A 24731-nucleotide genomic window follows, 5' to 3' on the forward strand; every position below is an offset into this window, starting at 1 on the left:
AACGGAATCACAAATCCATTTTGCAAGGAATCCCCAGCCGAAGACTTATTTTCCGGCAAAATCGGCAGCTTCGACTGCCCCAAATTCCCACTGCAAATCAGCGACTTGGCAATTCTTCACGGCCGACGACCTAATAACACCGCAGAACAGAGGTCAGGATATGTGACGCGACCATGACCTCCAGCTTAGTTGCGCGGGATGTCTGCTTGGGCAGAGACAAAGGTCGGCTCTATGACCGAGATGCCGGCGCGCAGCAGTCGTTCGGCCGACTGGAATGGGTCAGTTTGAGAGCTCATGCTATTTCGCCGTCTCAGCAATGAACGCTGATGGCACCGCAGCGGACACCTATCATTGTCTCCCTGGGGCATCCTCTGACCTTTCCGGCCGGCCGCGATAACAGCGCGGCTCATTCAGCTAGAGCGCTATGAGCCGCACGAGAGCCTTCAAGCCACCTTCTTGTAGACGATTTTGCGGGCCAGCCAGCACCCGGCGACAAGGCCGCGAACCTTTCCAGCCACGTCCCGCTCGACCTGTATGGTCCAATCCCCCGGGGCCGGAGCATCCATTGATCGTTGGCAGGATAGAACGAAGACATCACGCCCCACCGGGTAGACGGCGTGCATGGGGCCACGGCCAAGCAGGCCTTCAAAGCGTCCGAACAAGGCGGTTCCGGCCATCCCGATCTCCAGCGAAGCTTCCAACTCGTCGGAAAAATACTGTCCTTCCAACCCTAAGGAGGCTTCGCCCACGACGCGGACGGCCGTCGCGCTGAGGTTTTCGCCGGGGCGGTTTAACCGGATCGCGTCTCCGTCGCGTGCCAAGGTCATCGAGGGCGAACCGGCAATGTCCTTCGCCTGGAGGAGCAGCCGCTCGGAAGACGTGGCGTAGTGTGCATCAAGCGCTCCGGCGCCCGCTTCGATGGTAAGCAGAAGGCCGTTGGCCCGGTCCAGATAGCGTCCGTTCCAGGTCGGGTCGGCGGGGGCTGCAGAGGCTGGCGGCTCGTCGTGGCCAAGGGCGGCGCGCAGCAGCATGCGTGCCGCCTCATGCGCATCAGCCTCATGGTTGAGCAGCACGACCACCGACAGCCGTCTCGACGCTGCATGCATGCGCTGCAGGCGAAAGCCGCGCAACGCCCCGCCGTGACCGGTCACGGCGACGCCGTCGACCAACTCATGCGACAATCCGTAGCCATAGCGGGCGGGAGCCCCGTCGCTGAACGTCTGCGGCTGTGCTAGTCGCCGATAGAGGCCGCCCGCGTCGTCACGCGTGGCGTCTATGTAGCGCTCCCATGCCATCATGTCGTCCAGCGACGCCGATATCCCCGCGTCGCCCGTCCAGTAGACGCGGTTTGTGGCGGGGAAAAAACCCACCTGGTGGTTGCCTTCGTAGCCCGTCACGCCATCCAGGGGCTTGCTGGTGTCAGCGGTCAAAAGCGCTGTCTCCATGCCGGCGGGCCCGAACAGCCGACCGGCATAAAGCTCGGCAAGCGAGCGGCCGGCATGGTCTTCCAGCAGATCCGACAGGATGCGGAAATTGCCGTTGGAGTAGGAATAGCTACTGCCTGGCTCGAAATGGGTTGTACGCATGCGGGCCAGAAGCGGCTTGGCGTCTTCACGGCGGAATACGCCCTCGGGATGCGCACCCTGCACGACCGTCAGCGCCCAGTAGTCGCGCAGGCCTGACTGCATGTTGCAGAGATCGGCGACACGCGGCAGCCGGCCCTCGAGGCGGGGCAGAAAATCGGGGAGTTTGTCATCGAGACGGGCAGGATCGCCCACCAGGTCCAAAAGAACGCCACAGGTGAATTGCTTGCTGATGGAGCAGATCGGCATCCGCGTGGCCGTCGTCATGGCCTGCCCGCTTGCCATGTCGGAATATCCCCATGCCTGCCGAGCCAGAACCTCGCCGTTCTCCATGACACCAGCGACTCCACCCGGACCCTTGAACTTTTCAGGCAGGGCACGCAACGCCCGGTCCAAGGATGAAGGATCAATCTTGCTCGTCAATTCAGGTACTCCAGACGCTGTTGTTATGAATCGAACCGGTTTTGACGATGCCTCGCGGCGGAAGTCAATTTTCGTCGCGGAGAGATTTCAGGACGAGGGTTCGGGACGATGGCCGTGCCACGGCCGACGATCACCTCGTGCGATCCGAGAGCCACCAGCGGGGCGGTTGCGGGATCGTTGAACCCGGGCGGATTACGCAACAGAACAGGCGCGTATCCGCGCAGGCGTCGGCAAGGGCTTTGACTTCGGAAAGGAAGGGCTTGGTGCGGGGCTACTGGCGCCGCAGATGCGGCGAGAGCTTGCCGGAAATGCGACTGCAGGCCGCCCGCAGGATGCTCAATGTCGCCTCGTGGCGGCTCTCGCGGGTATGGCGGTTGACATAGGCGATGATGATCGACGCGATGGTTTTGCCGTCCATGCCGAAGATCGGGCAGCAGATGTCGGTGATGCCGACGAAGTCGCGGCTCTCCCGCAGTTCGTAGCCGCGCGAGCGGATCATGCCCAGCTGCGCTTCGAGGGCAGTGCGGTCGATCGGCGTATCTGACGTCTTTTCGCACTCACGGATAATCTTGTCAGCGGCCGATGGCGGCTGGAATGCCAATATGACCTGCCCGGATGTCGAGTCGGTCGCCAGCCTGCCGTAGCCAAGCTTGAGTGTGAAGGACATGTCATCGCCGCCGGGTACCGCCGCGGTTACCACTGTCAGGCCGTGATTGATGACGACGAGGTGCGGCGATTGCCCGCTTTCCTCGGCGACTGCGTAGAGTTCCGGCATTGCGGCGGTGACGAGGTCCTGCGCGGACGGCGTGTGAAGGCCGAGCTTGAAGAGCTTGTCCGTCAGCGAGAATGCATCGGTTTCGGGATCGCGTTCCAGATACCCGCGCTCTTGCAGCGCAACGAGCATTCGAAAAATCTCGTTCTTCGAACGGCCAAGCCCGTCCGCGATTTCCTTCATCGTCAGGGCGGAACGCGCACCCGCCAGCAGCTCGAGTACCTCGAGGCCTTTGGTGAGGGCGGGTGCCGAATAGGAGGGCTTTCCGTTTTCGTTTTCCTTGCCGCTCATGAATCAATCCCCGTCGCCGCACGACCATAGAGAAGCGAATTCGCAGGTTCCAGCAGTTTCATATTCAAACTTGACACCATATATAAAACCGTCATGATCGACCCAACAAGCTGAAACAGCGTGAGTGGCATGACGAACTTGCAGGTTGTCGGGTCTGAAGTTTTGGGGCGCAGTGCGATCACGCCGCGCCGCAACAGCATTTTTACGTCGGTCGATTTCGATCGACCGGGAAAGCAGATCGGCTATTTCTGCGTGCCACAGTCCCCGCACGACGATGCCTGGGGAGCCGTTCAGGTTCCCTTGGCAGTGATCAAGAACGGGTCGGGCCCGACCGTGCTGATCGAAGCCGGCAATCACGGCGACGAGTATGAGGGGCCGATCGCGCTTGGCGAGCTTCTGCGCGATATCGACCCGCAGGAGGTTTCAGGCCGCATCATCGCCGTGCCGGCAATCAACGTTCGTGCGGTGGAAGCAGGCACGCGAACCTCGCCCGTCGATGGGCTCAACTTCAATCGCAGCTTCCCGGGCGACTTCAACGGCACGCTGACTGAGCAGATCGCTGCCTATCTCCACGACGTCCTTTTTCCGATGGCCGATTACTTTCTCGACCTTCATTCGGGAGGATCGTCGCTCATGATCCTGCCGAGTGCGATCATAGAGCCGTCGCCGACGACGGACGGCCATCGCCGCAATATCGCCGCCACGCTCGCATTCGGAGCACCGACAGTGGTGATGGTGGACAATCTGGGCGAGACGCGCACGTCGACTTCATCAGCCAATCATCAGGGCCTTGTCGTGATCGGCAGCGAGATGGCCGGCGGCGGCCTCGTCAGCCAGGAGGCACTTGCGATCTGCCGGCGCGGTATCCGCAACGTGCTGAAGCACGCCGGCGTGCTGGCCGGCGATCCCGACATACCGGCCGGCGCGAACGCGCGCGTGCTCAAGGTGCCCGGCAGCGACGCTTATCTTCTTGCCGATGATGATGGCGTGTTCGAACCCATCACCGAACTCGGAAGCGTCGTTCGAAAGGGCGATGTGGCAGGCCGCATCCATTTTCTCCGCTCGCCGGCCCGCGAGCCGGTGGTGCTCCGCCATCCGATCGATGGCGTCGTTTTCGCCAAGCGCCAGCCCGGTCGTGTTCGGCCCGGCAATTGCTGCTTCGTCCTCGCGAACGAATATCCAGAAGCGCTGGCCCACGAGGCGGTTGCCGATGAGCTATGAGGACATCAAGGCGGCGGCCGAGCGAATCGCGCCTTTCGTGCGCAGGACGCCGGTTCTGACACTCGATCATTGCGCCGGCTTTGAGTTGCGCAATCCGGTCCACCTGAAGCTCGAATGCCTTCAGGTCAGCGGTTCCTTCAAGATTCGCGGGGCCGTTAATCGCGTCAAGTCGCTCGCTGCAGAGCGGATCGCGCATGGCCTCGTCGCCGCGTCGGGCGGGAACCATGGGCTCGCCAGCGCCTACGTGGCGCGCCAGTCGGGCGTTCCTGCCACCATCTTCCTTCCGACCAACGCCAGCCCGATCAAGGCCGAGAAGCTTCGCAAATGGGGTGCGGAGGTCCGCTTCGCCGGGTCTGTCTGGGACGAGGCGCATGAGGCGGCGACCGCCTATGCGTCCGAAAAGGGCGCCTTCTACATGCACCCTTTTGCCGACCAAGCCATCGTCTCGGGACAGGGGACGGTCGCCATCGAGATGCTGGAGCAGGTTCCGGAAGCGGACCTCTACATCGTGGCGATCGGCGGAGGCGGGCTGATCGCCGGCATGTCGCAGGTGATCAAGACGGTCAATCCAAAGGCCCGGATCGTCGGGGTCGAACCCGTCGGCTCGCCCACCTTGCATGCCTGTTTCGCTGCGGGCGGCGTGGTCCGTCTGACTGAGGTCACGACGCGCGTCGCGACCATGGCATGCGGCCGCACGGATGAAAGCATCTACGAAGTCGCCCGCAGGCACGTCGATGAGATCGTTCTGATCGAGGACGAGGCGATGCGGAAGGCGGCAGAGCTTCTGTGGTTCGAGTTTGGTATCGCCGCCGATCTGAGCGGTGCTGCCTCGCTTGCCGCACTGATGGCCGGCGCCGTCGTCCCCAGGCCGGGCGAGCGGATCGCCGGCCTGGTGTGCGGCGCCGGGGTCGACGGATTGGCTGTCTGAGGAGGGCAGCCGAGAGAATGCCGGTGCTCGCCGACGCCGGAGGAAATGTCACCGAAAGGGCTGGCCGCAATGCCGGCAAAATCCAGCCGGTGACTATGAGAAGAGGCGAACGAAGGTCCGCCACGGACCAAACTGGCTGTGTTTAGAGGAGAACCAAGCATGAAAACCGTTCTGAAAGCTTCCCTCGCCGTGATCGCTCTTGCGGTCGCGACTCCGTCGATCGCTCAGGAGAAGGTGCTGGGCCTTGCCGCCATCGATCTGCAGAATTCCTTCTTCGTGCGCATGAAGGAAGCCGGCGACGTCGCCGCTTCCGACTATGGGGTGAAGTCCACCTGGCAGAGCGCCGAAGGCAGTGTCGAGAAGCAGGTCGGCATCATCGAGAATTTCATAAACCAGGGTGTCAGCGCGATTCTTATCGACCCGCTCGACAAAAACGCGGTGGTCCCGGTGATCAAGAAGGCCATAAACGCGGGCATTCCGGTCATTACGATGGGCAACAAGGTGGAAGCCGACGGCAACTACTCCACGCTCTACCCCGACTATGACAACATGTCGATGGTGGCCCGCGCCATTGGCACGTCGCTGGGCGGCAAGGGCGAGATCGCCCTGCTGGTCGGTTCGCGCGGCAATTTCGTTTCCGACACGCGCGAGAAGGGCTTCGTCGATACGATCACCAAGGAGTTCCCCGATATCAAGATTGTCGGCACGGAGCCTACCGGCTGGGATGCCTCCAAGGCGACCAACGCGGCGCAGACCTGGCTCACCACCTATCCGGACCTGAAGGCCATCGCCTGCATCTCCGACAGCCTCTGTCTGGCGGCGGATTCGGTCGCGACCTCGATGGGCTCGGAGCTGATCTACGGCGGATATGACGGCGACGCCGAAATGAAAGAACTGATCGACAGCGGCAAGATGGTCATGGACGTCCTGACCGGCGCCTATCGCGTCGGCTACTGGAACATCGCGGTTGCCGCCCGACTCGCGAAGGGCGAGGAGCTGCCGAAGGACCTCTACATGCCGACCTACTTCGTCACCTCGGACGCCACGGCCGAGAAGCTGAAGGCCGGCGGCCTGAAGTTCGACTACATCAATACCGAAAAGCAGGCGATTGAAGCCAAGAACTACACCGAGCAGCTCGGCCCCAAAGTCCCGGCTTCCGCGATGACGGTCGGCAAGTAACAGGTGTCGAGGCCACCGGCGCAGCAGGCGCGCCGGTGGCTCTTCGGCCTGCCAAAGCAGGCGGCCACCCCGGCCGACGGCTTTCCGTGTTTTAGGGGATGACACAATGGCCCGCGTCCCGATGTCCGACCTTCTGCGACGCAATGAATTCGTGCTGATCATCGTGCTTGCCGTTGCGGTCGCGATCTTCAGCTTCGTCGACCCGCGCTTCCTGACCGCGAGCAATTTCGTCAGCATCGCGCAGCAGAGCGCCGTCATTGCGCTTGTCGCCTTTGCCATGACCGCCGTCATCATAGCGCGCGGCATAGACATTTCCGTCGGCAGCACGCTGGCCTTCGCCGGGGTTGCCGCTGGCCTCGTCTATACCGCCACCGGTTCGGCCGCAGCGACGGTTGCCACAGCCATAGTAAGCGGAGGTGCCATCGGGCTCCTGAACGGCCTGCTGATAGGCCTTGCCGGGATTTCGCCTTTCATCGTGACGCTTGCGACCATGGCGTTCGGGCGTGGCCTTTCGCTCAGTCTGTCGAGTGCGTCGAGCATCGCGATCTCTGACCCTGTCATCCTCTATGCGGGGCGCGAGACCTTTGGCCTTCTCCCGGTCTCGGTCATCATCGCTGCGATCGTGCTGGGCCTGTGGTGGTTTGTTCTCCAGCGCACCGTCTACGGCCGCTGGGTCTACGCCGTCGGCGGCAATGCGGAAGCCGCCCGCGCTTCCCTGGTGCCGGTAAGCCTCGTGCGCATATCCGTCTATCTGATCGTCGGCGCAACCGCCGGTCTTGGCGCGATCCTGACCATCGGCCGCCTCGGCTCCGCCCAGCCGCTTGCCGGAACCGGACTCGAATTCACTGCCATCACCGCGGCAATCGTCGGCGGCACAAAGCTTTCTGGCGGACAGGGCTCGATATGGGGAACGGCAATCGGCGCCATCCTCCTCGGCGTGATCAACACGGGCCTTTCCTTCCTCCAGGTGCCGCAAATCTATATCTACTACGTCACCGGCGCCCTGATCCTGGTCGCGGTACTTGCAAGCCAGCCGGAGAGCGTGGCCGCCCTGCTCAAATCGATGCGCCCGAAAGCTCCGGCGGTCGCAGCCCCCGAGGCCGCGGCAGCCGTTTCCGCCGCTCACAGCATAACCCTTTCCGGGATCGGCAAGGTGTTTCCAGGCGTGAAGGCTCTCGACGGCGTTTCATTCACCGTCTCTTCCGGCGAGGTGGTCGCGCTTGCTGGTGAAAACGGCGCCGGAAAATCCACGCTCGTCAAGTGCATCTCCGGTGTCTATCGTCCCGACGAAGGGCGGATCATCATCGATGGAGAGGCCGTCGACTTTCAATCTCCAAACGATGCGAAGGGCATCAGCGTCATCCACCAGCACTTCAGCCTGTCGCCCGACCTGACCGTTACCGAGAACCTCTTCGTCGGGCGTGAGCCGCGCAACGCCTTCGGCTTCCTCGACCGGAGCCGGATGCGCCGCGAAGCGCAAGCGATCATGGATGAGCTGTCACTCGACATCGATGTCGACGCCGAAGTTCGGACGCTCTCGGTCGGAAGGCAGCAGATGGTCGAGATCGCTCGCGCCGTGCTCGCCGACGCCTGGTTTATGGTAATGGACGAGCCGACGAGCGCGCTCTCAAACCGTGAGCGCGACCAACTCTACGGTTTGATGGAGAAGTTGAAGGCGCGGGGCGCGGCCATTCTCTACATCTCACACAAGATGGAGGAAATCTTCAACCAGTGCGATCGCGTGGTCGTGCTGCGGGACGGGAAGTTCGTCGGCGATCGCCGTATCGCCGAAACGACCGAAGCCGAAATCGTTTCCATGATGGTCGGTCGGGATGTCGGCGACATCTTCCCCTATCTCGAGGCCGAGGCCGGCGAGAAGGCGATCGAGGTGGAAGCCATCGCCAACGGCAAGCTATTGAAATCCGCGTCGCTTTCGGTCCGCACCGGCGAGATCGTCGCGCTAGCCGGCCTGATGGGCAGCGGAAGATCCGAGGTGTTGCGGCTGATCGCCGGGCTGGAGAAGCCCGAGAGCGGGGAGATCAGGATATTCGGCGAGCGCCAGGCGGGAGGCGACATCAAAGCGGCCAACCGCGCCGGCATCGTCTACATCCCGGAAGACCGGCACCTTGAAGGTTTCGTCGGCACGATGTCCATCCGGGACAATCTTTCGCTTGCCTGGATCCGCGGCAATAACCGCCTCGGCATCCTGTCCCCGCGCCGGATCGCTTCGCTGGCGCGCGAGTTGATCGGTTCGCTCGGCGTGCGTCCGGCGCAACCAGAAAAGATGACGATCCAGCTTTCGGGCGGCAACCAGCAGAAGGTGGTCATCGGCAAATGGCTTGCGACGAAGCCAAAGGTGATCCTGCTCGATGAGCCGACGCGCGGCGTCGATGTCGGAGCCAAGTCTGAACTGCATCACCTGATCGCGCGGCTGAAGCAGCAGGGCGCAGCAATCCTCATGGTCTCCAGCGAGCTACCTGAAGTGCTCGGCGTGGCCGACCGCATCGTCGTCATGCAGGCGGGCCATACGGTCGGGGAATTGCAACGTGGGGCGAGCGAGCACGACGTGATGGCGCTCGCCTTCGCTGAGCGCCGGAAACCCTCAACCGTGGGAGCCGCAGTGTCATGACCGCCGCACGTAACCGGCTTCTACAACATGTCCTCGCGCTGTCGCCGCTCATTCTGCTCGCAGTCCTGACGGCCGTCTTCGCACTTGTCGATCCACGGGTGGTGTCGACGCAGAGCCTTCTCAACATCGTGTCACAGGCCACGCCCATCGCCGTGCTGGCACTCGGCGCGCTCATTGTGCTGTTGACGGGTGGCATCGATCTTTCGGCAGGCGTCGGCGTCGCATTTTGCGCGGTTCTCGTCGCCAGTCTCATCGACGCCGGCACGGGCCTGTCCGGAGCGCTCGCGATCGGGCTTGCCGTGATGCTGCTCATCGGCATGGCAAACGGAGCCGTCATCGCGCTTCTCAAAATTCCGCCCTTCGTAACGACGCTTGCGACAATGGTGGCGTTGCAGGGAGCGACGCTCGCCGTGGCCTCCAAGGGCGTCCTGATGCTGAAGGAGCCGTGGCTGCGCCTTATCGGTGTCGAGCGCTCGTTCGGCGCGCCCAACGTGATCTTCGCGACGGCACTGATCGCGATCGCGGCCGGAGTACTGATGCGTCGTACTCGCTTCGGCCTCAGGACCTATGCGTTGGGATCGGATCCAGCTGCGGCCGAACTTGCCGGGATTCCCGTCAAGCGGCAGACCATTCTTGTCTATGCGGCCTCCGGCCTTTTCGTCTTCCTGACCGCCTTCATCATGATCAGCCGCGTTCCGGTCGTCACGCCCAATATCGGCGGCACCCCGCTGCTGCTCGACGCGATCGCGGCGGCGGTGCTCGGCGGCACAAGCATCTTCGGCGGGCGTGGAACGGTCTGGGGGACTGTCGTCGGCGCGTTGATCGTGAGCCTTCTTACTACGGCGCTTCGCATCTTCGGAACGGACCCGTCCAGCCTCGAACTCTACAAGGGTGCAATCATCATGGCGGCACTGATGGCCGATTCGGCGATGGCCTATGCCAAGGCGCGCCTCGTGGCGGCCGCGCGATGAGCCGCGTCATGCCAGAGCCTGGCGGCGCGTGCGCTTTCGCGTCGATGACCTCGCCTGAGGCCGGCGCGCTCGCGTCAACGGGGCCGTCACGCCCCGTCGCGCTCCTGCCGACCGGAGCGGTGGAGCAGCACGGTCCGCATCTGCCAATGGGGCTGGACATCTGGCTTGCCACCGCGGTCGCATTCGCCGCGGCCGAAGGCCAGCCGGGCATAAGGGTGTGCGAGCCTTTCGCTTACGGCTCGTCTCATCACCATCGCGCGTTTCCGGGAACGATGAGCCTCAGCCCGCAAACCTTCATCGCGGTGCTGGTCGATCTCTGCGCCTGCCTGTGGGAGGACGGGTTCCTGCCGGTGATCATCAACGGGCATGGCGGCAACAGGGCCGCGATCCAGGTCGCGGTCACGACCCTCGGACAGCGCGGCGTGGTGTCGGCCGGCTTTTCCTATTTCGACCTCATCGCGGACGTCGCGGCCGAAATACTGCCGGATGCGGCGGGCGGAACGGGCCATGCATGCGCGCTCGAAACATCGCTGATGATGCACGTCCTGCCCGAGCGCGTTCGCACCGCGCTCATACCCGAGGGGACGACTCCTCCCTCATGGCCCGACCCTCACCTCTATGCGGGCCCGGCAGTGACGGTGTGGCGGCCGTTCGAGGCCATTCGCGAGAACGGCGTGATCGGAACCCCGTCCGAGGCGTCGCCGAGCGCGGGGGCCCGTTTGTTCGCAGCGGCCGTCGAGCGGAGCCGCGAAACCGTTCTCAAGATTCAAGCCGAATACGGCCGAAGGAGTACGCTATGACTGTTCATTTCAGATCGTCGATCGACGGTCCCAACCTGCGCGGCATGCCGATCGTGACGGAGCCGGAGGCCGGCGCGCGCATCGGCATGAACCGTATCGGAGCGGAGTGGGAGGCGGGCAGGACCGGCAAGTTCCTGAAGATAGACAGCCCCTCGTCCGGCCAGTCGCTGGGTTACATCGCGCTCTCCACGCGCGCCGACATCGGACGCGCCGTAGCAGCAGCCGAGGCGGCTCGTGCCAAATTCGGCAAGATGGGGGTGTTCGAGCGAGCCGCGCTTTGCATGAAGATCGCCGACGAAATCGATCGCAGGACGGAAGAGCTCGCGCGGCTGCTGTGCCTAGAGCAGGGCAAGCCGTTCCATTCGGAGGCGAAGGCTGAGGTGGGCGGTGCAGCGCTCGGATTCCGCAACGCAGCCGAGCAGATGAAATGGCTGGAAACGGCAGCCTTTCCTGTGGCGGACGCCAACAAGCGCGCCTTCAGCTTTCTCCAGCCCAAGGGCGTGTTCGCCATCATCACGCCGTGGAATTTCCCGCTGGGGCTTCCCTGCATGTATTATCTCGGGCCGGCCGTTGCGACCGGCAACACCGTCGTCTGGGTGCCGGCGCCCACGACATCGCTGATTGCGGTCGCGCTCATGGAATGCTTGATCGAGGCCGGCCTGCCGGACGGCGTCATCAATCTGGTGCTGGGCGACGGCGTGGAGGTCGGCGACGAGGCCGTCGTGCATCCCGGCACGCATGCGATTGGCTTCACCGGTAGCTCGGCAACCGGCGCGACGATCGCGCGGCGGGGCGCGGGCAAGCCGCTGCTTCTCGAAATGGGCGGCAATGGCCCGACCATCGTTCTTCCCGATGCGGACGTCGAGATGGCGGCCGCGCAGATCGGGGCCGGCTGCTTCCGCAATGCCGGCCAGATATGCACCGCCACGGAGCGCATACTGGTGCACAAGTCCGTCCACGATCGCTTTGTCGAAGGGTTGGTCAATGCAGCGGGAAAGGTGCGCATGGGCGATCCCTTCGATCCCGCCACGACCATGGGCCCGATCAACAACGCCGTCGCGCTCGACAAGATGCTCAGCCACATGGAGGACGCCGTCGCCCGCAAGGCGGACGTCGTTATGGGCGGAAAGGTTGCGACCGGCCTGCCGACCAATCTCTATTTCGAACCGACGGTTGTTACCGGCCTGGCACCGGAGAGCCTCCTCAACACGGAGGAATCGTTCGGGCCGGTTGCTCCCGTCCTCACATTCGAGACCGACGAGGAGGCACTGGAACTGGCCGCATCGAGCCCGTACGGGCTTTCGGCCGCCGTCTTCACGAATACGATCAGGAAGGCCTTTTTCTTCACCGAGCGGCTGCGCGTGGGGATCGTCAACGTGAACGAGATGAGCTGCTATTGGGAGCCGCACATCCCGGCAGGCGGCGCCGCAGGCACCCAGAGCGGGCTTGGCCGCACCGGCGGCCGTCACACGCTGATGGAAATGTGCGACCTGAAGACCATGACCATCGACATAACGCGCTGAACAACGTGTAGCGACGACTGAAACTCGGCGTCGCCATGCGTCGCCATCATCGAAAGGAATGCATATGACGATCGTGAGGCATGGCGTGGGCGAAGGTCGCGGATCCGGCGGGCGCAAGCTGCCCTTTGCGAAGGCGGTGGAAGCCGGCGGCTGGCTCCATGTCTCGGGCCAAACGCCGATGCGTGACGGCGAGATCGTTGGCCACGGCATCGTTGAACAGGCACGCATCGCCATCGAGAACATGCTCACGATCGTGAAGGATGCGGGATACGAACCATCCGATATCGTGCGTGTGGGCGTCTGGCTCGATGACGCGCGCGACTTCTGGAGCTTCAACGCCGTCTTCGAGAAATTCTTCGGCGATCATCCTCCGGCCCGCTGTTGCGTGGAGTCGCCGATGGTCGTCGACTGCAAGGTCGAAGTCGACTGCATCGCTTACAAAGCACGCTGACAAAAACCATCCGGGGCAGGAGATCGGGGCATGAGCGCAGGGGCGCCGATTGTGGCGGATTACATCATCGTCGGCGGCGGCTCATCCGGCTGCGTACTCGCTGCGCGCCTGTCCGAGGACCCCGCTGTCCGGGTCATTCTGCTCGAAGCGGGGATCGACGCAGCGAGGCCGGAAGATTTTCCCGATCTCGCCAGTCCTTATCCCGGGATCGCCTATTCCAATCCGCGTTATACCTGGGCCGGGCTGAAGGCCTCCCTGCCTTACACCGGCTCCAACCGGTCGGAGGGCAAGGCCAGCCGATATGAGCAGGCCCGGGTTCTGGGCGGCGGTTCGGCCATCAACGGCATCGGAGCCAACAGGGGCTCGCCGCACGACTATGATGAATGGGGCGAGATGGGCGTCGAGGGCTGGTCCTGGGAAGCCTGCCTTCCCTATTTCAAGAAACTCGAACGCGATCTCGACATAGACGACGAGTTCCACGGGAAAAACGGCCCGTTCCCGATCCGCCGCCGCGGCGACAAGATATGGACGCCCTTCACCCGCGCGATGCTGGCGGTCTGCGAGGCGCGCGGCATCCCCTTTCTGCCGGACCAGAACGGCAGATGGGAGGACGGCATCTTCGAGATGGCCGTCAATATGGATGAGCAGTGTCGAAGAGTCAGCACGGCGTGGGCTTACCTGACGCCTGAAGTGCGCCGCAGGCCGAACCTCGACATCCGCACCGAAACGACGGTTTCCCGCATCCTGATATCCGGCCACACGGCGCACGGGGTGGTGGCGCTGCGGGGCGAGACGAGGGAGGAGTTGAGGGCAACCCGCATCCTGCTGTGTTCCGGCGCGCTCGCCACGCCCGCGCTCCTGATGCGCTCCGGGCTCGGCCCCGCCGCACACCTTGCCGACTGCGGTATCCAGGCGCTGCACAATCTGCCCGGCGTCGGGCAGAATCTCATGGAGCACCCATCCGCCGGCCTCGTGCCGCATCTGAAGCCGACGGCGCGCCAACGAGGTGTCCCGGACTACCATATTCCGATCGGTTATCGCTTCTCGTCCGGCCTCGAAGGATGCCCCTCGGGCGACATGCACATGAACTTCGTGACCCGCGCGGCGTGGCATCCCGTCGGCCGCCAGCTCGGCTCCGTCTTCTTCTGGGTGAACAAGTCTTATTCGCGCGGTCAGCTGCTGCTCGATCCGGCCGCCCCGGACGGCCCGCCGCGCGTGGACTTCCGCATGCTTTCGGACCGCCGAGACCTGACGCGGCTCGCCGATGCGTTCGAACGCGCCGTGGCGCTTGCCTCCGACCCGAGTCTGGCGTCCGTGGTGTCCGGACTTTACGCCGGCGGCATGTCGGAAATCGGCAAGCGGTTCTCAAAGCGCACCAGGCTGGGTGCACTGATCACCGGCATCGGCGCAATCGGTCTCGATGCGATCGGATCGCTGAGGGAGAAAGCCTTTCCTTACATGCTGTCGAATTTCAATGACCCGGTGCGCCTCGCCGCGCACCGGCAGGAGCTGGAAGCCTACATCGCCGAGACCGTGGGTGGCGTCTGGCATCCCTCGGGAACATGCCGCATGGGCGCGGAAGGCGACCGGCTGGCCGTGACCGACAGCATCGGCAAAGTGCGAGGCATGGATGGGCTTTTCATCGGCGACGCTTCGCTCATGCCGACGATCCCTTGCGCCAACACGAACGTTCCGACCATCATGATGGCCGAAAAAATTGCGGATGGGCTGAAAGCTGCACGATAGCATGCGCAGACTTTTCGATAAGGTCATGCAGCAAACTAACGACCTCAGACCGACTTCGATGGCAGCCTGCTAGACGTTTCTCCGCCGCTTGGCCCGAAGCCTGTCGAGCTTGCCAAATTCGGTCATGATGTTCACGAGAACACTCACCGTCCAGCCGAATGTGAACAAGCCCGACATCGCTATGATCGGTCCGATCAGACGCCATCGATCGGGCAAGCTGACCGCGCCTTCGCCGAGCGTGGTGTAGCTTTCAAGAACATAATAGTAGCTGTCGCGCATCGATGGGACGAGTCCCATTGAATATATGGGAATGGCCCAGAGGAGCGTCTCAGTGAAATGCAAGGCAGCGAAGCCAGCGATGGTGAAGGCGAGAAGCACGTTCAGTCGCCAATGCGGCGTTGCGTCGTTCACCTGAACCCAGGCTTTGCTGAATTTTTGATTGATTGTGCGAAGGCCCAGGCCGTGAACGAAAATGATCACAATCATGACAATGGTCCCGAGAATTAGCTCCAGGACCGGATGGGGGAAGGAAAGTTCGTCCATTGGGGTGCCCAGCCTTCTTCCTACACGGTTACGGATTCGACCAATCTAGGTCTGTAAGTCCTCAGCCGAGTGGAGATAATGGGCCAGACTGCCAATCACAAAAGTGAGCGGGCTTCGCGGGTGGGCAGTTCAAGTGAAACTGCCTCAACCGGTTACGCCCCTGCCGCTCAATGCTCTGGAAACAGGAATGTCATCTCGGCGCGCAGCTGCCAGTCGGCGCCGGTAAGGTCAGGCTTGACGACATTGTAGTAGGCCGAAAGCTGTGCGTTGACGGCCTGGTGGCCAATCTCGAACACTCGTCCGATGCCTCCGCCAAGGGGAACGGTCCAGCGATTGTCGCTATCCGCTTCCCAATCGGCCGTCATGAGGGGGGCCGACGTCAGATACCAGCCCTTGGAGAGGTTGTAATTGAGGAACGGCTGGAAAGTCAGTTCATTGACATCGGGACGGTCGCCATCGCCAGCGAAGGACCACACGTTAAGGGCCAGGAAGCCGGTTGTTATATGCAGCGGCTTGACAGACAGGAAGGTGACGAACGCCGGACCGGCCGACCACTTTCCCGTCCCGAGCACATCGCTCGTAGCGGTTGGAAATTGAAAGACAGGCCCGACGCCCCAGACGAGGCCCACATCTGGAGCCAATTGTATGGGCTTGCTCGGCGAGAAAAACAGCTCCGGGGTGAGGTCTCCCAAGCCGAAGATATCACGGCCAAAATCACTGCCCGCAGTCTGTTCGAGCGCCTGGAGCTCCGGCCCCGGATTGAGGAAGGGCTCCTGATAGATGACCGGAAGGATCGGGCGGATGATCAGGTTCCAATCCTCATTGAGATGAACCGGAAAGACCGGCTGGATGTTGAGCACATTCTGAACATTGCCAGTGTCGCCAATGCCAAAGTTCGTGTTGTTCTGAAATGGCACGCTGATGAGATCGGCGATGGGGTTTTGCGCAGCCTCGCGCAAGGCATCCCCCTCCTGGGCATATGCTGTCGGGATGGCAATCAGTAACGCGGCGGTCAGAACCGGCACATGGATCAACGGGGTCCACACTGACGTTGTCCTCGCTCGTTGGTTTCCAGGGCGGAAGATAGCAGTCGACAAAAGTCTGAACAACGACATCAGGAACACAGCTACAATTTGGTTGCGCGACGTTGCGAATTAGCAACTACTAAATAGCTTCTTCTCTGAAAGCTAAGGTTAGAACGTTCGTGCCGCAGATGATGCCGGGCCGTATCCGGATGAGGAAAACGGCTCGGTGTGCCGATGCCTACGGCTTGCGCACCGCACCGATGAGGGGCGTCCTCACGGGAGCGGCGACTCCGTAGATGACCACGACGCCCTGTCCGCCACCTTTGGTAGAGATGGGATCGGCCGGGTCCTTGGCAACTACCGCGTCCAGGTCATTCCAGTTGTTCGCTGCCCAAACGTTGCCGGCCGGGTCGATGCCGACATCGGTAATCATCTGGATGCCGCCACTCTGGAATATATGGATGACATCGCCGGTCTTCGTTCCCGCCGCGTGACCCTTTGGATCGACGCCGGCCATCACGCCCACGCCGCGGCCCCAGAAATTGCCGAACCAGACATTGTCGGCACCGTCGATCGAGACACCCCACGGTACGCTCACGACGCCGTCACCGTAGCCTTTCGGGGCAGCTTGGGTGCCGTCGGGCGCGATCATGTTGACCACTCCGGTTTTCAACTTCGGGTTCTCTTCGAGCACGGTCAGCATGTGCTTCAATGCGATCGCGAACTGCACCATGATTGGGACGCCGTCGGGGATTTTTACCGGAGGGAATTCCGGCGACTCGTTGCTCGCCGCCCACAGGTTGCCCTTCGAATCGAGTGCCACGCCGCGGACGCCGCCGCCGACCGTGAACGTCTCGACCTTTGACGGATCATCGGCGGGGAACCGGACGACCGTGTTGGACTGGGAGTTGCTGACCCACACCCGATTCTGGCTATCGATCGCGACGCCGAACGGGGATTTCAGACCGGGTACCTCGACAATGCGCCCGTCGGCCACGCGACCGCCGGGGAACTGCAGTAGTCGGTTCCGTGTGCCGTCGGCCATCCATACGTCGCCGTTCTCGGCGAAGCCGCTCCCCATGACGCCGCCGAGCTGGCCGGCCATCGGAAGTTCACTTTCCTGGCCGATGGGTTTCCCATCGAGGTCCATGACGAGGATCGTCCCGTTGAGACCACCGATCCACACCTTGTCCTTGGATACCCCGGTGCCCCAGCCGACGCCATCGAGCCCCATGCCGGTGAATCCGGTGATGGCGGGCGACAGCGCGGTGCCGTCGGGGGCGTACTTCGCAGTACCGCCGCCGATGTTGGCGGCTACGCCGGACTGCGAGCCGGGCATCCAGTTGACGCCGCTCCAGACGTTGCCGTCGGCATCGATCGACAGCTTGCCCGCGGCGAGCGCGCCACCGCCGTCGAACCAGAGCGACAGCGCCAAGTCTGGCGGTGCCTCGAAAAGATAGGGCAAGAAGGGCGCTGGCCGGCGGGCGCCCGGCTTGGGCTCCGGGTAGGCCTTGTCGAACAAGTCGAAGAGCGCCGTCGTGTTGACCCAAGACCGGCGGGCAATGTCGGCCATGGCCTGCAACGTGTCCGTCGGCGCTGCGGCGCCGTCTTCTGTCGCAGCTTTCAGAAAATCGGCCCGCCAGGCATCATTGGCCGAGGTCGAAAAGGCGGTGATCAGATCTCCCAAGGTGTTCAGTTTTGCAAGCGTCGTCGTCTGGGAACTGTTGAGCGGATCCAAGAGCACCTTGCCCCATGCTCCGGTCGCGGGATCGACGAGGTTTGGTACGTTGCCCGCCGCAATCCGAAGACCCACCTTGTTGCCGCTAAGCGCGGTACCGTCGATAAACTGAGCATTGGTGAATACCGAGGCGACCGTGGTCAGTTCATTGACCACGACCGTTGGCGGTGTCTTCTCACCGAGAATGGAGAGCAGGGCGACCGCATCGCCAGGACCCGATCGTGTCGTCAGGTAATAAATTCCATCTCCGGTCGTCTCCGGAAAATCCGTCATCTTGAAGATACCGGTGCTGCCGGTTGATGCCTCCATGAGCTGAGCAGGCACCTTGTTGCCGTCAGTGCGCCACAGCGTTACCTTCACACCCGAAGCTGGCTTTCCGCCCAACTGGACCTGACCGACAAGGTTGCCGGCAAGGCTCATCCCCGGCAGCGAACATACCGCAAATGCGAATGCTGTAGCGCCAATCCAGCTCATTCTGGTCATCTCGAACCCTCTGACAAAAGTTGCGTGGGCACGTGCAACGCAGTCGAACTGCTTCCAGCCTAGGCACTGCGGCATTCAGCTGATATTGCCCTTTGGGGAAATCTGGCGAAAATCTTGGAATGCTTGGAGCGGACGGATTGTTCACGCCGGCTCCGAGACGTTGCAGTGCTCGCAGCCAACGACCGCTCATGGCGCGTCCTGCCGGTTCAGATTGACGGCGCGAACGCGAACTTCCCACTTGATGCTGCCGGTGTCTTCGGGTGTCGGATTTTCACCACTGAGCCATCACGCCATACCGAGGTCAGCGCAGCAAAAAGCTGCAGACTTGCGGAAAGATCAGGTCGCAAACCACGAGTTCAGATTGACTTCGACGGCAGCCTGAGCGCGCTGTAGGTCAGCAGCGCCGAGGCAAGATAAATCGCCGCGAACACCCAGTTGAGCGACAGCACCAGATCGGCTGTGTCGGTGACCCTGGCCAGCAGCCAGGTGAGCAGCACTGCCTTCACGCCGGCGAGCAAGCCGAGATTCATGGCGCGGATCAGCATTTGTCCGCGGCCGAACAGCAATTCGGCCTGATATTCGACCAGGTTACGCAATCCGGGAACGAGCAGCGCCAGCACGACCAGCGGCGCGGCTTCCGCGACATTCCTGCCGAGCGCCGTCGGGAAGAAGTGGAGCAGGGTGCCGATGGCGAGCAGCGCCAGCGTCGACACCGCCAGGATCGCGCCTTCTATGCCCACCCGCATGGTCAGCCGCGCCAGCAGGTCGGGCGCGCGCATCATCTTCTGCACCAGCATCATCGAAAAGACGCGGATCGGTATCGCGGTGAGATCGACGAGCCGCATAATGATGGCGTACATGCCCGCAAGCCTGGCGCCGCCGATCGAAAGCACCAGCAGCTTGTCGAGCTCCATCTGCAGGTAGAACAGCACTTCCGCGCCGGAGACGTAGAGCGCGTCGGGGAGCCGCTTGAAATAGAGCTGCGCCTTCAGCGCCAGCGGCTGCCGCGGATAGAAGAACAACACGCCGATCAGGAGCGAGCATGCGTTTGCCGCCAGATAGGCCCAGCTCCAGCCAATGAGCCCGGCATGGGGCAGCGCTATGAATATCACTGCCGCAACGGCGCGGACTGCGGTGCCTATGATCGTAAGCAGCGCGGCGCGGCCGAACCTGCCGAGGCCGTTGTTGACGATGATGACGAGCTCGGTCGGCCGCCACAGCAGCGCTTCGGCGGCGATTACGATTGCGAAAGCCTCTGCTCCCATTGTGCCTGAGAAGAACAGGGCGAATGTGATCCATGATGCAGCCGCGAGCACCGGCAACGATATCAGCGAGAGCAGCAGGAACCCTGCCGTGAAGATACCGACCAGCCGAGGCTTCACGGCCGCGATCCGATAGACCGAGGAAACGAAGCCGAAGGCGAGCAGCCGCGACAGCATGACGCCTGCTGCCGATGCTGTCGCGAACAGGCCGAAATCCGGGATCGAAAGAGCGTTGGCGAGCGCGATGAAGTAGGCAAGCGAGAATACAAGCCGGCCGGCCGAGCCGCTGATCGCCGAGAAATAGTCCTTCAGCAGCCCGCGCCGGGTCGCGAGAAGATCCCGCAGCCTCGCGAGCCGCACCGGGCGGAAACTGTCGCTGATCTCGGACATGCCCCAACGTGCTTACGCCACAAAGCTTAACGCGCCGTGTGGGCGTTCGATTAACGATTTGTTTCCCACGGATGTTTAGCTTGGCTTAACGAATTTTGGTTTCCGAACTTCCCAGATTTTCCTCGAAATTCCCGCGGCCGCATGACTGACGACGAAAGCAGCGCCAAGGACTGGAAGAAGCGGTCGATGCTCTCGATGGGGACGCCGGCCTCTGCCGCGCGCGTCGGCGGCACCGAGGCGGCCATGCGGCATAGGCTCGCCCGCGCGCGTCGCGAGTCGACGCCCAGCCCGCTCTTGTCTGCGCTCGCAGCCATGGAAGGCTTCCGACCCGAGCCTGCCGTTGACCGGCAAGAGCCTGAGAGGCCGAACGGATCGCGCTGGGGTTTGCGCTATCTCTTGTCGCTGAAACAGATTTTCGAAAAATTCGACGCGGCCGGGCGTCCGGGAACGAAGCGGCCTCCCGAGGCATCCGCGACGACAATTTTCCCGGAAATGCGGCGAGAAGCCTTGCCTCACCGGGCGCCCGTCGACCCCGCCGAATTTACTCCCGATCAGATCACCGACCATGCAACAGCGATTGGCGAGCCGGACGATGCGCGCTGGCGGCCCCTCGTCGATCCCATGCGGGTCATCGGCGGCATTGCCAACTCAAAAACGCTGATCCTTGCCGCCACGATCGTCGGCGGGGTGATCGGCGTCGCGGTCGCAGTTTCGACGCCGAAGAAATACGAGGCGGCTACCGAGCTTCTCGTCGACCCTCGCGACCTGAAGGTCTCCGACCGCGACCTCACACAGACTGGTCTCACCTCGGACGCGTTGCTCTCACTGGTCGAGAACCAGGTTCGCGTGCTCACCTCGAGCCCTGTCCTCAACAAGGTCGTCGACAAGCTGAAGCTCGATGAGGATCCGGAGTTCAATGGTCAGGGCCAGGGCGGTGTCGGCAATATCTTCGCCAGCCTGCGTGCTCTGCTTGCTCCCGGCAAGGCTGGTGGCGGCGACCTGCGTCGCGTGCATGCCGTCGGCAATCTCGCCGAAAGCCTTACGGTCGAAAGGAGCGGCAAGACCTTCATCGTGACGATCGGCGCGAAGACCGAGGATCCCGAGAAGTCGGCCCGCATCGCCAATACCGTCGCCGACGTCTTCGTTCAGACGACCGGCAACCTGCAGTCGGACACGGCCGGCCGCGCCGCCGACGAGCTCAACGCCCGCCTCGCCGAGTTGCGGACCGGTGTGGAAGAGGCTGAGCGTGCAGCCGAGAAGTTCCGGGCCGAGCATGACCTGGTCGGTGCGCAGGGCCGGCTGATCAGCGATGACGAGCTGGTCAAGCTCAACGACCAGCTTTCGGTTGCGCGTGCCCGCACGATCGAGCTCAACGCCCGTGCCCAGTCGGCACGCTCCATCAAGCTCGATGCCGTGATCGGTGGCGGCATTCCGGAGGAGCTGACCTCTCCGGTGATGTCGGAGCTGCGCGCGCAATATGCGGCGATCAAACAGCAGGCCGATCAGCTTTCTGTGCGGCTCGGCCCGCGCCATCCGCAATATGTCGCGATGGAGGCGCAGCTTCAGGGCGCGCGCGAGCAGATCGCCAACGAGCTGAAGCGCATCGTTGCCTCCGCCCAGACGGACCTGAAACGCGCCATTCAGCAGGAGCAGGATCTCGCGGCGCGCCTCGCCCAGCTCAAGTTGCGTTCCGGCGATGTCAACGGCGACATGATCACGCTGAGGGAGCTCGAGCGCGAGGTCGCTGCCAAACGCGCGGTCTATGAGAATTTCCTGTTGCGCGCCAAGGAAGCCGGCGAGCAGCGCGACATCAACACCGCCAATATCAGCGTGGTCTCGCAAGCCTACCCGCCGCTCGATCCGACCGGCCCGTCACGTGCTTCGATCGCCATTGTCGGTGCCGTGCTCGGCTTCATGGCTGGCGTGGCGCTCGGCGCAGGCCGAGGCATTCTCTGGAGCCTGCGTGAGAAACGGCAAGAGCGCCCATCTGCGCGGACACCACGGCAGGGAAACGGAGGCGGGCGGATGAGTCGCAATCCCGACCCAATGGTGGGCCGCTCCGGGCGTGACGAAATTCGGGCCGAGCCACGGATTGCGGGCGAGATTGATGTCGCTGGGAGCCCGCTCGCAGGGCATGCGCAACGTCCCCATGGACGGGCTCAGCCCGCGCAGCCGAGCTTCCATGCGTGGCAGCCGCAGCCCACAGGGGCGGATCCTTACGGCTATCAGCAGCCCGCTGCTACGGCACCTTACCGGGAGCCCTACCTGCATGATGCCACACGGCCGGAGCCGCACGCGCTGGAGCCGCAGGCCGCATCTTCTCCCGAGCAAATGTCGACGATAGAGGAGGTGCGTGAGAGCCTGCGTGAATTTCGGGAGGCGATCCGCGACCTTACCGATGAACGTGCTCGCCGCCGGGAAAGTGCAAGGGACAGCTTACTTTTTCCCGCAGAAAGGCGCAGGCCGTTCAATGCTGGCGAAAGCGGAAAAAAGTAAACTGTCCGCGGTGCCCACCGCAGAAAGCGCAAGCGTTTCAGAGTTGGCACAGACGGAAGAAGTCAGCTGTCCCCGGTCTGCCGGTTCACGTTCTTTCGAGTTTACGGCACGAGACGGCGCAATGTCGGGATTGCGCCGGCAGTTTTTCGTGAATATGCCGCGCCTGAATGCAATGACTGTCGAGAGCTCGCAATGACGCAAATCATCGATGGCAAGGCCGTGGGCGAGGAAGTCGTCGCCCGCGTGAAGGCACTCACGGCCGAGCTGGTTGGATCAGGCAGCAGGCCTCCCGGCCTGGCTGTCGTGATTGTCGGCGAGGACCCGGCAAGCCAGGTCTATGTCGCCGCGAAATCGAAGAAGGCCAAGGAGTGTGGCTTCCATTCGCTCCAGCACACGCTGCCGGCTGAGACCACCGAGGCCGAGTTGCTCCGCATTGTCGCGGAGCTGAATGCCGACCCCGCAATCAACGGCATCCTGGTTCAGCTGCCGCTGCCGAAGCACATCGATTCCGGCCGCGTCATTCAGGCGATCGCGCCCGAGAAGGATGTCGACGGATTCCATTTCATCAATGTCGGCAAGCTTGGCACGGGCGAGCTCGCCACCGCCTTCGTGCCTTGTACGCCGGCGGGTTCGATGCTGCTCATCGAGCGGGTCCGCGGCAAGGATCTGTCCGGCCTGAGCGCTGTCGTCGTCGGACGCTCCAACATCGTCGGCAAGCCGATGGCGAACCTCCTGCTCGCCGCCAACTGCACCGTCACCATCGCCCATAGCCGCACCAAGGATCTGCCGGCCTTGGCGCGCACGGCCGATATCCTCGTCGCCGCCGTCGGACGTCCGGAGATGGTGAGGGGCGATTGGGTGAAGCCCGGCGCCACCGTCATCGACGTCGGCATCAACCGCATTCCGGCCCCTGAGAAGGGGGAGGGCAAGACGCGGCTGGCGGGCGACGTCGCCTTTGACGAGGCGGTCAAGGTTGCAGGCGCGATCACGCCGGTGCCGGGCGGCGTCGGTCCGATGACGATCGCCATGCTGATGGCCAACACGGTCACTTCCGCCTATCTTGCGGCCGGCCGCAAGCGGCCCGGCTTCTAGGCAGGTTCCGAAAAAGTGTCCCACGGTTTGGCTATACGAAGCTGCGGCAACCAAGCGAATCCATGCAGGTATTCGTGGGTCAGCCCACGAATTCCCGCTTAGCCGAAGGAGCGGCTCCGCCAAACTTGCGCACGCTTCCCGCTCCAGTAGAGGTTCCGATCACGCCCGACCCGAGCCTGGGCGGCCGGCAGTTCGCATTTCTGCTGGTCGACAAGTTCTCCATGTTCTCGCTCGCGGCCGCGATCGACACGTTCCGATCGGCGAACCGGCTGCTCGGCCGCGACTTCTATGGCTGGACCACCGTATCGGCCGATGGCGACGCGGTGATGGCCTCCAACGGGTTGCCGCTCAAGATCGACTATAGCGTCGCCGATATCCCGCCGGTCGACATCCTGTTCGTCAGCGTCGGTCTCACCACTGAATTTCCCGGCAAGAGCAAGGTGCTTTCCGCACTGAGGAGCTGGGGCCGGCGCGGCGGCAAGCTCGGTGCGCTCTCGGTGGGGTCCTACCTCCTTGCCGAGGCCGGCCAGCTCGACGGCTATCGCTGCACCATCCACTGGGAAAACCGCGCTGGCTTCATGGAGCGCTTTCCCGAGATCGAGTGCACCGGCAATGTCTATGAGATCGATCGCAAGCGCTACACTTGCGCCGGCGGCACGACCTCGATCGACCTCATGCTTGAGATCGTCCGCACCGATTTCGGCCCCAACCTCGCCAACTCGGTCGCCAACCAGTTCCAGCACGAGCGCATTCGCTCGGCCGGCGATCGCCAGCGCGTCGGGCCCGAGCGCGATCTCACCGGCAAGTCGGAGAAGCTGAAGAAGATCGTCGAGCTGATGGCCGACAATCTCGACGAGCCCTATTCGGCGGTCGAGCTTGCCAAGTCGGCCGGTCTCTCGGTTCGGCAGGTGGAGCGACTGTTCCTGCGCCATCTGAACATGACGCCTGGCCGCTACTACATGCGGCTGAGGCTGGAGCGCGCCCGCGAGCTGCTGCGCCAGACCAACATGCCGATTCTCGACGTGGCGATCGCCACCGGCTTTACGTCGCACTCCTATTTTGCGCAGAGCTACCGGCTGCAATTCGGCCGCCCGCCGAGCGAAGAACGGCGAACGACGTACTGAGTCCGGCCGGCGCGAGATGACCGCCCGCTGTCGTCGGGTTGCCTCGCAGCGAATGGGGAGA

Annotated in this window: 18 protein-coding genes; 12 read left to right on the forward strand and 6 right to left on the reverse strand. The window is 63.1% G+C overall.

Going from position 1 to position 24731, the window contains the following annotated elements; all coding sequences use genetic code 11:
* Positions 1–443 precede the first annotated feature (443 nt).
* Positions 444–2006 (reverse strand): D-aminopeptidase, encoded by a 1563-nt coding sequence (locus SAZ10_RS25325; protein ID WP_318612181.1) that lies wholly within the window; start codon positions 2004–2006, stop codon positions 444–446.
* 271 nt (positions 2007–2277) lie between these two features.
* Positions 2278–3069, reverse strand: coding sequence for an IclR family transcriptional regulator (locus tag SAZ10_RS25330; protein ID WP_318612182.1), 792 nt, complete (start codon positions 3067–3069; stop codon positions 2278–2280).
* 129 nt (positions 3070–3198) lie between these two features.
* Between SAZ10_RS25330 and SAZ10_RS25335 the strand changes: the two genes are divergently transcribed.
* The 9 genes from SAZ10_RS25335 to SAZ10_RS25375 all read left to right on the forward strand — a co-directional run bounded on the left by SAZ10_RS25335 (position 3199) and on the right by SAZ10_RS25375 (position 14517).
* A complete protein-coding gene (locus SAZ10_RS25335) occupies positions 3199–4290 on the forward strand; it encodes a succinylglutamate desuccinylase/aspartoacylase family protein (protein WP_318612183.1) in 1092 nt (363 codons plus the stop codon).
* Positions 4280–5218, forward strand: a complete 939-nt coding sequence (locus SAZ10_RS25340; protein ID WP_318612184.1) for a threonine/serine dehydratase — start codon at positions 4280–4282, stop codon at positions 5216–5218. The genes SAZ10_RS25335 and SAZ10_RS25340 overlap by 11 nt, the downstream gene beginning before the upstream one ends.
* A gap of 159 nt (positions 5219–5377) precedes the next feature.
* Positions 5378–6397, forward strand: coding sequence for a sugar ABC transporter substrate-binding protein (locus tag SAZ10_RS25345; protein WP_318612185.1), 1020 nt, complete (start codon positions 5378–5380; stop codon positions 6395–6397).
* A gap of 106 nt (positions 6398–6503) precedes the next feature.
* Complete coding sequence (locus SAZ10_RS25350; RefSeq protein WP_318612186.1) at positions 6504–9026, forward strand: ATP-binding cassette domain-containing protein; 2523 nt, start codon at positions 6504–6506, stop codon at positions 9024–9026.
* Positions 9023–9997 carry an ABC transporter permease gene (locus tag SAZ10_RS25355; protein ID WP_318612187.1) on the forward strand — a complete coding sequence of 325 codons (975 nt, stop codon included), beginning with the start codon at positions 9023–9025 and terminating at the stop codon, positions 9995–9997. Before SAZ10_RS25350 ends, SAZ10_RS25355 begins: the two co-directional genes overlap by 4 nt.
* Positions 9994–10797 carry a creatininase family protein gene (locus SAZ10_RS25360; RefSeq protein ID WP_318612188.1) on the forward strand — a complete coding sequence of 268 codons (804 nt, stop codon included), beginning with the start codon at positions 9994–9996 and terminating at the stop codon, positions 10795–10797. The genes SAZ10_RS25355 and SAZ10_RS25360 overlap by 4 nt, the downstream gene beginning before the upstream one ends.
* On the forward strand, positions 10794–12320 hold the full coding sequence (locus tag SAZ10_RS25365; protein WP_318612189.1) for an aldehyde dehydrogenase family protein: 1527 nt from the start codon (positions 10794–10796) through the stop codon (positions 12318–12320). The genes SAZ10_RS25360 and SAZ10_RS25365 overlap by 4 nt, the downstream gene beginning before the upstream one ends.
* A 64-nt stretch (positions 12321–12384) precedes the next feature.
* Complete coding sequence (locus SAZ10_RS25370; protein ID WP_318612190.1) at positions 12385–12771, forward strand: RidA family protein; 387 nt, start codon at positions 12385–12387, stop codon at positions 12769–12771.
* A gap of 30 nt (positions 12772–12801) precedes the next feature.
* Positions 12802–14517, forward strand: a complete 1716-nt coding sequence (locus tag SAZ10_RS25375; protein ID WP_318612191.1) for a GMC family oxidoreductase — start codon at positions 12802–12804, stop codon at positions 14515–14517.
* A 69-nt stretch (positions 14518–14586) separates the two neighbouring features.
* On the opposite strand, the gene SAZ10_RS25380 is transcribed toward SAZ10_RS25375, so the two are convergent.
* From SAZ10_RS25380 to SAZ10_RS25395, 4 genes are all read right to left on the reverse strand, one after another.
* The gene (locus tag SAZ10_RS25380; RefSeq protein ID WP_318612192.1) at positions 14587–15060 is read right to left on the reverse strand and encodes an ion channel; all 474 of its coding nucleotides are present in this window, start codon (positions 15058–15060) and stop codon (positions 14587–14589) included.
* A gap of 167 nt (positions 15061–15227) precedes the next feature.
* On the reverse strand, positions 15228–16184 hold the full coding sequence (locus tag SAZ10_RS25385; RefSeq protein ID WP_318612193.1) for a hypothetical protein: 957 nt from the start codon (positions 16182–16184) through the stop codon (positions 15228–15230).
* A 139-nt stretch (positions 16185–16323) separates the two neighbouring features.
* On the reverse strand, positions 16324–18297 hold the full coding sequence (locus tag SAZ10_RS25390) for a hypothetical protein (protein WP_318612194.1): 1974 nt from the start codon (positions 18295–18297) through the stop codon (positions 16324–16326).
* A gap of 365 nt (positions 18298–18662) precedes the next feature.
* On the reverse strand, positions 18663–19958 hold the full coding sequence (locus SAZ10_RS25395) for a lipopolysaccharide biosynthesis protein (protein WP_318612195.1): 1296 nt from the start codon (positions 19956–19958) through the stop codon (positions 18663–18665).
* Positions 19959–20099: 141 nt separating this feature from the next.
* Here SAZ10_RS25395 and SAZ10_RS25400 point away from each other — a divergent pair, with 141 nt between their 5' ends.
* The 3 genes from SAZ10_RS25400 to SAZ10_RS25410 all read left to right on the forward strand — a co-directional run bounded on the left by SAZ10_RS25400 (position 20100) and on the right by SAZ10_RS25410 (position 24670).
* Entirely contained in the window at positions 20100–22454 is a 2355-nt protein-coding gene (locus SAZ10_RS25400) for a GumC family protein (RefSeq protein WP_318612196.1), read from the forward strand.
* A 192-nt stretch (positions 22455–22646) separates the two neighbouring features.
* On the forward strand, positions 22647–23546 hold the full coding sequence (gene folD / locus SAZ10_RS25405; protein WP_318612197.1) for a bifunctional methylenetetrahydrofolate dehydrogenase/methenyltetrahydrofolate cyclohydrolase FolD: 900 nt from the start codon (positions 22647–22649) through the stop codon (positions 23544–23546).
* Between the two features lie 62 nt (positions 23547–23608).
* Complete coding sequence (locus tag SAZ10_RS25410; protein ID WP_412535297.1) at positions 23609–24670, forward strand: GlxA family transcriptional regulator; 1062 nt, start codon at positions 23609–23611, stop codon at positions 24668–24670.
* Positions 24671–24731: the final 61 nt, after the last annotated feature.

The organism is Mesorhizobium sp. BAC0120 (genome assembly GCF_033542235.1).
Taxonomy (GTDB): Bacteria; Pseudomonadota; Alphaproteobacteria; order Rhizobiales; family Rhizobiaceae; genus JAWRCU01.